Raw genomic sequence first — 5,658 nt, 5'->3', positions numbered from 1 at the left:
CGGGACGCTGCGCTTATTGAGTATTGAGGGATTTCGCACCCAACGGTAAATTCTACATTCCTCATTCTACATACCTCATCCCTCATTAAGCGCAGCGTCCCGCGCAGCGTCCTCACCGGCTTACTGAGTCCGTCGGTAGGTCGCCGTTGAATTCGCCGTTGGCTTCCCAGAGTGCGAAGGCCTCGACGGAGAGGTGCTTGGCCATGAAGCCCCACATGTCGTAGCCGCGCCATTCCAGGCAGAAGCGTAGGAAGTCCGGCTCAGCCTGGCTGGCAGCGAAGCCGCGGGTCGCGATGGTGGCCCGGCGCGCTACCGGCAACGTGGCCAGCCAGTCGTGAAAATCAGTGGCCGTGCGCGGAAAAGCGTCAGCCTGGGCGTAGTAGGCTCGGGCGGCGCGGGTGATTTCGGAAAGCAGGTCGGGCATGGGAAGCGGAGGCCCGGCGGGGTGGGGCAGGGGCCGCCCACGTCGCAGCCAACCCGGGGCCAAACCGCAACAAATGCGGCGGTAGCGGCCCTGATGCCCTTCGCTGGCCGCAGCGGCGTACCGCAGCCGTAGCACTCTGCACAATTCCCTAGCGAAACGCTAGGATGCCGCTGGCCTCGGCAGCGGCATTGGGTGCTCATTGCCTGATTAAATGGTTGCTATTCAAATGAATGAACCTAAACTTGAGCTGGCTTGCCTCCCTGGCACCGACCTTGGTAATGATGGGGCAAGCCAGTCAATTGGCCCGATGCCCTTTTCCCAACACCCGCCATGACCCCTCTTGAAACGGCCGACTTGCTGACAATTGAATTTCCCGAATTGTCGGCCGCGCTGCACGCGCCGAAGATGACGACCAGCTTCTACCGGCAGCTCGACTGCTTTGCCGCTTTCACCCGCCGCGCCGCGGCCGCCGGGCGCTTCGACTTGCTCCGCCACTGCTTCGCCGTGGCCGACAACCTGCTCCGCCACGCCGACCGCTACCTCTCAGCCGCCATCGAGAACGTGTACCTGCACTGCCTGCACCTCGACGGCAGCACCCGCGGCAACCAACTGGCCCGCCAACTCATGCCCGCCGGCTTGTACCAGGCCTACAGCCGTCCCCACGCCAACATGCTGCCCTGAATGTGGGCGGGGCCTAGCGTTTTGCAAAGCAGCCTAGCGAAACGCTAGGAGTCGAGACCGGGAGCCGCGGTGGCTCCCGGCCCTTTGCAAATTTATTCTCCCTATAAACCAGTTTTTTATTCACGCTAGGCCGCTGCCGGTGCTGGTTGGGGCCGCCTCTTGCCTTGGTCTAACGCCTGCCGCAGCTCGCGGCCCCGATTCCATTTGCTATGACCCCCGTCCTGATGATTCCGCTGCTCACCGTTGTCGGCCTCGCCGGCTTCTGGCTTTTCTATAAATCGGTCGATTTTTTTGACCACATCTAGCCCCGCTTCGCCATGATGATTGCGCTGTTTATCCTGTCCCTGGCCGTATTCGGCTACCTGGTCTACGTGCTGCTGAAGCCCGAGAAATTTTAATTTTTTAGTTGTCAGTTGCTCGTTGTCAGTTGTCAGCCAATGCTGGCTTGACGGACTTCGAGACCATAACAACTGACAACGAGCAACTGACAACTACCTCCAATGAATTTTGAATTACTGGGCATCATCGGCATATACCTGCTCACGCTGGGGCTGGCTTTGCCGCTGGGCCGTTACCTGGCCCGCGTCTTCCGGGGCGAGAAAAACCTGTTTGACTTCATGGCGCCCGTGGAGCGCGGCATTTTCCGGGCCTCGGGCATCGACGCGACGCGCGAGATGACCTGGCAGCAGCACATGGTGGCCTTGCTCACCATCAACCTCGTGTGGTTTCTGCTGGCCATGCTTATCCTCTGCACCCAAGGCAGCTTGCCGCTCAACCCCGACGGTAACCCCTCGATGACGCCCGACTTGGCCTTCAACACGGCCATTTCCTTTCTGGTGAACTGCAATTTGCAGCACTACTCCGGCGAGTCGGGCCTGTCGTACCTCTCGCAGCTGGTGGTCATCACCTTCCTGCAGTTCGTGAGCGCGGCCACGGGCATTGCGGCGGCCGTCATCGTCATCAACGCCCTGCAAACCCGCACCACCGAGAAACTGGGCAACTTCTACAACTACTTCGTGAAGAGCCTCACCCGGCTGCTCATCCCCGGCTCCATCGTGTTGGCCCTCATTCTGGTGTTCAACGGCTCGCCGATGACCATGCAGGGCAAGGAGTCCATCGTGACCATGCAGGGCGACTCGGTGCAGGTCAGCCGCGGGCCGGTGGCGGCCATGGTAGCCATCAAGGAATTGGGCACCAACGGGGGCGGATTCTTCGGCGCTAACTCGGCCCACCCGCTCGAAAACCCCAACTACCTGACCAACGCGGCCGAGAACATTAGCCTGGTCATCATCCCTCTGGCCATGATTTTCGCGCTGGGCTTCTACCTGAAGCGCAAGCGGCTCTCGTACATGATTTTTGGGGTGATGACGGTGGGCTTCCTGGCCCTGCTGGCCCCGGCGGTGTACTACGAAATGCAGGGCAGCCCGGCCATCGCGCAGATGGGTGCCGACCAGGCCCTGGGCGCGATGGAAGGCAAGGAAGTGCGCTTCGGCGCGGCGGCCTCGGCCTACTGGAGCATCACGAACACCGTCATCAGCTGCGGCTCGGTGAACTCCATGCACGACTCGTTCATGCCGCTTTCGGGCATGACGCAGATGCTAGGCATGATGACCAACGCCTTCTACGGCGGCTGCGGCGTGGGTTTGCTCAACTTTTTCGCCTACCTGATTATCGCCGTGTTCATCGCCGGCCTCATGGTGGGCCGCACGCCCGAGTTCCTGGGCAAGAAAATCGAGGCCCGCGAGATGAAAATTGCCATCATCGTGACCCTGCTGCACCCGCTGCTCATTCTGACGGGCACGGCCATGGCGGCGCACACCTACGTGGGCAACCCCACCGAGTACGCTGGCTGGCTGGCCAACCCCGGCTTCCACGGCTTCTCGGAGATGCTCTATGAGTTTACCTCATCGTCGGCCAACAACGGCTCGGGCTTCGAGGGACTGGGCGATAACACGCCGTTCTGGAACATCGGCACGGGCATCGTGCTGCTGCTCTCGCGCTTCCTGCCCATCATCGGCCCGGTGGCCATCGCCGGCCTGCTGGCTCGCAAAAAGTACATCCCCGAGGGCGCCGGCACTCTGCCCGCCGACACGGCCACCTTCGGCATCATGGTGTTCGCCGTCATCTTCATCATCGCCGCGCTAGCCTTCTTCCCCGCTTTGGCATTGGGGCCGATTGCCGAGCATTTCACGCTTTATTAAGCTGCTGGCTAATAGCTGCTAGCTGTTAGCTCACCGTGCTTACGTCCCTTCAATCTTGCTTTGCCAAAAAAGCTAACAGCTAACAGCTATTAGCCAACAGCTTAAAATAATGGCCCAATCCTTATCCTTATTCCAAGCCGCGCTCGTCTCCGAGGCCATCAAACAGGCCTTCGTGAAGCTCGACCCGCGCATCATGTTCCGCAACCCGGTGATGTTCACCGTGGAAATCGGCACCGTGATTATGCTCATCGTGACGGTGGGCCTGCTGATTAATCCCGACCCGACCCAGGGTGGCTTTGGCTACAACTTCACCGTGTTTCTGGTTCTGTTCCTGACCCTGCTGTTCGCCAACTTCGCCGAGGCCATTGCCGAGGCGCGGGGCAAGGCCCAGGCCGAAAGCCTGCGCAAAACGCGCCAGGAAACGCCCGCCAAGGTGCGCCAGGACAACGGCAGCTTCATCGAGGTCAGCTCGGCCCAGCTTCAAAAAGGTCAGGTGTTCGTGGTCGAAGCCGGGGAAATCATCCCCACCGATGGCGAGATTATCGAAGGCCTGGCCACCATCGACGAGTCGGCCATTACGGGCGAGTCGGCCCCGGTGATTCGGGAGGCGGGCGGCGATAAATCGTCCGTCACGGGCGGTACCAAGGTGCTGTCGGACCGCATCGTAGTGCAAGTGACCACCGCGCCCGGCGAGTCGTTTCTCGACAAGATGATTGCGCTGGTGGAAGGCGCTTCGCGGCAGAAAACGCCCAACGAAATTGCCCTCACCATTCTGCTGGCCGGCTTCACGCTGGTGTTTGTGATTGTGTGCGTGACCCTGCAGCCGTTTGCTGAATATTCAAAAACGCCCATTGCCATTGCCTCCTTCATCGCGCTGTTCGTGTGTCTGATTCCGACCACGATTGGCGGGCTGCTCTCGGCCATCGGCATTGCGGGCATGGACCGGGCCCTGCGCGCCAACGTCATCACCAAGAGCGGCAAAGCCGTGGAAACGGCCGGTGATATTGACGTGCTCCTGCTGGACAAAACCGGCACCATTACCATTGGCAACCGCAAAGCCACGCACTTCTGGCCCGCCCCCGGCGTGCCGATGGCGCAATTTGTCGAGAATGCCACCCTCAGTTCGCTAACCGATGAAACTCCCGAAGGCAAAAGCATTGTGGAGTTGGCCCGCGACATCAAGGTGGACCCCGACAAATTGCAGGTCCGGCTGGTGGGGGCGGAGCTCATCAAGTTCACGGCCGAATCCCGCAGCAGCGGCGTGACCCTGGCCGACGGCGTGCGCATCCGCAAGGGCGCGTCGGACGCCATGCGGAACCTGTCGAACGCCGCCGGCAACACGTTTCCCACCGAAACGGCCGACCGGGTGGTGGCCATCGCCAGCAACGGCGGTACGCCGCTGGTGGTGAGCGAAAACGACAAGGTGCTGGGCGTGGTGGAGCTGCAGGACATCATCAAGCCCGGCATTCAGGAGCGGTTCGAGCGACTGCGGGCCATGGGCATTAAGACGGTGATGGTGACCGGCGACAACCCGCTTACGGCCAAGTTCATCGCCGAGAAAGCCGGCGTGGATGACTTCATCGCCGAGGCCAAGCCCGAGGACAAGATGCAGTACATCCGCACCGAGCAGCAGGCCGGCAAGCTGGTGGCCATGATGGGCGACGGCACCAACGACGCCCCCGCCCTGGCCCAGGCCGACGTGGGCGTGGCCATGAACTCGGGCACCCAGGCCGCCAAGGAAGCCGGCAACATGGTCGACCTCGACAACGACCCCACCAAGCTCATCGAAGTGGTGGAAATCGGCAAGCAGCTGCTCATGACCCGCGGCACGCTCACCACCTTTTCCATCGCCAACGACGTGGCCAAATACTTCGCCATCGTGCCGGCGCTGTTCATGGTGGGCATCCCGGCCTTGGGCGCGCTCAACATCATGGGCCTGAAGTCGCCGCAGTCGGCCATTCTCTCGGCCGTCATTTTCAACGCCATCATCATCCCCGCCCTGGTACCGTTGGCGCTGAAAGGTGTGCCCTACAAGGCCATCGGTGCCTCGGCGCTGCTCCGCCGCAACCTGCTCATCTACGGCCTCGGCGGGGTCATCGTGCCCTTCATCGGCATCAAGGTAATTGACCTGATTGTGGGCGTTTTCCTGTAGAAATCACACAAAAAATAACGTCATGCTGAGCCTGCCGAAGCATCTCGGCCGCTTCGTTCTCGCGTAGCGCCTCACCCCCGGCCCCGGTTCGCTTAAAACGCGAAGCCAAAAGAGAGGGGAGCCTGGCGCCAGAGTCGGACCGGTGCCCCCTCTCTTTTGGAGAGGGGGTCAGGGGGTGAGGCCCCCGCCTGAACGATGCC

Annotated in this window: 5 protein-coding genes; 4 read left to right on the top strand and 1 reads right to left on the bottom strand. The window is 61.4% G+C overall.

All coding sequences use genetic code 11. The annotated features are described in order from the left end of the window. Positions 1-112: 112 nt before the first annotated feature. Positions 113-424: a hypothetical protein gene (locus RMO51_RS14405; protein WP_310395727.1), complete on the bottom strand. Its 312-nt coding sequence runs from the start codon at positions 422-424 to the stop codon at positions 113-115. Between the two features lie 330 nt (positions 425-754). On the opposite strand from RMO51_RS14405, the gene RMO51_RS14400 reads away from it, so the two are divergent. From RMO51_RS14400 to kdpB, 4 genes are all read left to right on the top strand, one after another. Next, the gene (locus RMO51_RS14400) at positions 755-1,105 is read left to right on the top strand and encodes a hypothetical protein (RefSeq protein ID WP_310395725.1); all 351 of its coding nucleotides are present in this window, start codon (positions 755-757) and stop codon (positions 1,103-1,105) included. A gap of 317 nt (positions 1,106-1,422) precedes the next feature. Next, on the top strand, positions 1,423-1,503 hold the full coding sequence (gene kdpF, locus RMO51_RS14395; RefSeq protein ID WP_310395728.1) for a K(+)-transporting ATPase subunit F: 81 nt from the start codon (positions 1,423-1,425) through the stop codon (positions 1,501-1,503). Positions 1,504-1,605: 102 nt separating this feature from the next. Beyond that, the gene (gene kdpA, locus RMO51_RS14390; RefSeq protein WP_310395724.1) at positions 1,606-3,306 is read left to right on the top strand and encodes a potassium-transporting ATPase subunit KdpA; all 1,701 of its coding nucleotides are present in this window, start codon (positions 1,606-1,608) and stop codon (positions 3,304-3,306) included. A 109-nt stretch (positions 3,307-3,415) separates the two neighbouring features. After that, a complete protein-coding gene (kdpB, locus tag RMO51_RS14385) occupies positions 3,416-5,458 on the top strand; it encodes a potassium-transporting ATPase subunit KdpB (protein WP_310395722.1) in 2,043 nt (680 codons plus the stop codon). The last annotated feature ends 200 nt before the right edge of the window (positions 5,459-5,658 follow it).

This window comes from Hymenobacter sp., assembly GCF_031398885.1.
Classification (GTDB): Bacteria; Bacteroidota; Bacteroidia; order Cytophagales; family Hymenobacteraceae; genus Hymenobacter.
This window is presented reverse-complemented; position numbering and strand designations above follow the sequence as displayed.